4 protein-coding genes are annotated in these 2,313 nt (G+C 53.4%); 2 read left to right on the top strand and 2 right to left on the bottom strand.

Features of this window, described 5'->3' with window-relative positions; all coding sequences use genetic code 11:
- Positions 1-28: 28 nt before the first annotated feature.
- Positions 29-355 carry a hypothetical protein gene (locus MVC73_RS09015; protein WP_297510014.1) on the bottom strand — a complete coding sequence of 109 codons (327 nt, stop codon included), beginning with the start codon at positions 353-355 and terminating at the stop codon, positions 29-31.
- Positions 356-496: 141 nt separating this feature from the next.
- Between MVC73_RS09015 and MVC73_RS09010 the strand changes: the two genes are divergently transcribed.
- The gene (locus MVC73_RS09010) at positions 497-1,042 is read left to right on the top strand and encodes a bifunctional 2-polyprenyl-6-hydroxyphenol methylase/3-demethylubiquinol 3-O-methyltransferase UbiG (RefSeq protein ID WP_297510012.1); all 546 of its coding nucleotides are present in this window, start codon (positions 497-499) and stop codon (positions 1,040-1,042) included.
- Positions 1,039-1,614 carry a hypothetical protein gene (locus MVC73_RS09005; protein WP_297510009.1) on the top strand — a complete coding sequence of 192 codons (576 nt, stop codon included), beginning with the start codon at positions 1,039-1,041 and terminating at the stop codon, positions 1,612-1,614. Before MVC73_RS09010 ends, MVC73_RS09005 begins: the two co-directional genes overlap by 4 nt.
- 3 nt (positions 1,615-1,617) lie before the next feature.
- On the opposite strand, the gene MVC73_RS09000 is transcribed toward MVC73_RS09005, so the two are convergent.
- Complete coding sequence (locus MVC73_RS09000) at positions 1,618-2,184, bottom strand: NAD(P)H-dependent oxidoreductase (protein WP_297510007.1); 567 nt, start codon at positions 2,182-2,184, stop codon at positions 1,618-1,620.
- Positions 2,185-2,313 lie beyond the last annotated feature (129 nt).

The raw sequence follows: 2,313 nt of genomic DNA, 5'->3' as shown, positions 1-2,313 counted from the left end.
GGTCTACTTCAGGGGCAACCTCTAAGCATCAGAACGTCATCGGCACGTATCCCCTCTCAAGGTAGCCGGCTATTATTTTGCCCACGTACTCGAGCCTCGCGTGCTCCTTAAGCGGGGCCTCAAAGTTTCCCATCTCCGCCAGCCTCTTGCACGCTACCGGAGACTTCCCAAGCTCCCTCAGCTTTTCAATCCACGGAAGAAACCGCTCGTCCCTATTCGCCACGGCCTCCTCCACCGGGCCGAAGAGTATCACCTCAACGTCCTCGGCCCAGCCGTATTTGAGGGCATTGACGGCCCACATGAAGCCGGGTAAGGCCCTATCGTCAGCGCTTGAGATTATGACGAGGGCTTTCATGGTGTTTCACCGAATGCTCCTCTAAGACGGCACTTAAAAGTTTTTCGTCTAACGTTGTATTTGGATTCGACAACAGCCTAACTGGTTCAAACAGAGAGCCTCTGGAAAAACCTTTTATCGCGCTGGAGGATACTCTCTTAGGTGATTGAAGTGCACCACCTTCACAGTGAATCAAGGAAGAAGACCCAGCCCGTTGAACCGGTCATCCAAGTCATAAAATCGAGGATCCCACATCGAGAGGTCGCCATGGACTTTGGAGCGGGCACCGGCTACTTCACGATCCCCTTAGCCGGGCTTTTTAAGAAGGTTTACGCTGTGGAAAAGCGGAGGGAGAGGATTGACTACTTAAAGAAGCGCCTTGAAGAAGAGGGAATAGGGAACGTTGTTTTAATCCACTCCTCGGAGCTTCCAGAGATTGGAGGTGACCTGCTCTTTCTCTCCAACGTTCTCCACGAGCTTGAGGAGCCTGGGGAGTTCCTAAGACGTGCTTCCTGGCTTTACGATTACGTTATCGTTCTTGACTGGAAGAGAATCCCAACACCCGGAGGGCCTCCCATTGAAGAAAGGATAACCGAAGAGAAAGCAATTGAAATGCTGAGGCGCCGCTTTGCGAGGGTTGAGCGGTTCGAGGTCTACCCGTACCATTACTTCCTGCTTGGAATGAAGGGCGGAGGCGGAGAAAGATGAAAGTTGCCGGGAAGGCTTTGGCGGTGGTAATCCTAACCCTCATCATCTTTCCCGGCTTTGTGCTCGCGGACGAAGAAAGCGGAGAAGGAGATGCCCAACTCGGCGGTTTGGCCGCCTTTGGGGTGGGATTGATCTTCACCGGCACGGCCTACTACGCGCTCACGAAGAGGAGGCTCTTCATCGAGCACAGAAAGGGGGAGCCGGGGATAGTCGTCAGGCCCGAAAGGCCCTACGTTACCGTCTTTGGCCCGGTTTATCCGATGACAATACACCACGCCTTCACCGTGGTGGGAACTCTGTTAGCGCTGGCCCACTTCGCGACGTGCACCGACTACTCCACCATCGGCGGCAAGGCCGGACTTGGAATGGCCATAACCTTAATCCTGCTGAACATCAGCGGCTTCTATGGGAGATACGTCCACATAAAGATCGAAAAGGCCGCACGGAAGAAGGAGAGCAGGGCTTTGAAGCACTTCGTGGGGATCATGAGACGGTGGAAGGTCCTCCATGTGGTTCTTGTGGCCGTTTTCCTCCTGCTACTGGGGATCCACCTCGCCACGGTGGGCGACTGAGACTTAGAGGTGCTCCTCCCTCTCCCTCAGCTTTTCCCTCACCTCGTCCCTTATCGGCTTAAGAGCCTTTGCGTACTTCTCAAGGGTCTTGAAGAGCCGTTCAACTCTCTCCATGTACTTCTCGTCCTTAAGCTCCTCGCCCTCGAAGATATCGTCCACGTTGTAGAAGAGCACCTGTCCAACGGGGAGCATCCTGTAGTTCACAGCCGCCGTTCTGAGCTCCATCAAAAGCCTCGTCCCACCGGTAACGACCGAAACCGTGGCGATTCCAACGGGCAGAGCCTCGTACTCGTCGTAAATCGTATCGAGGAGTATCTTCAGCTCCCCAGGATAGCTCCCGTTGTATTCCGGCGCGACTATTACGAGAGCATCGGCCTCAAGGATCTTGGCCCTGTAGCGCTCGATCTCGGGAGTTACCTTCCAGCGGTGGGTGTAGCAGAGAAGATAGTCCTTTACATCTATCATCTCTGCTTCCCAACTGAGCTCTTCCGCCTTTCTGGTGAGGTACCTTGCTACCTTCTCGCTCTTTCTCCCTTCCCTTGCCGTTCCGAGAATTATCTTAACCTTCATACCATCACCCGAGTGTGTTCTCCCTGGCTTTATTTAAGTTTGTCCTTCAAATCGGAAAGCATTGGAGTTCGAAACTTCTCATTTTGTTAGACAAACCTTTTTAAATTAGGTAGCCCTAATATCTCACGG

The organism is Thermococcus sp. (assembly GCF_027052235.1).
Taxonomy (GTDB): Archaea; Methanobacteriota_B; Thermococci; order Thermococcales; family Thermococcaceae; genus Thermococcus.
This window is presented reverse-complemented; position numbering and strand designations above follow the sequence as displayed.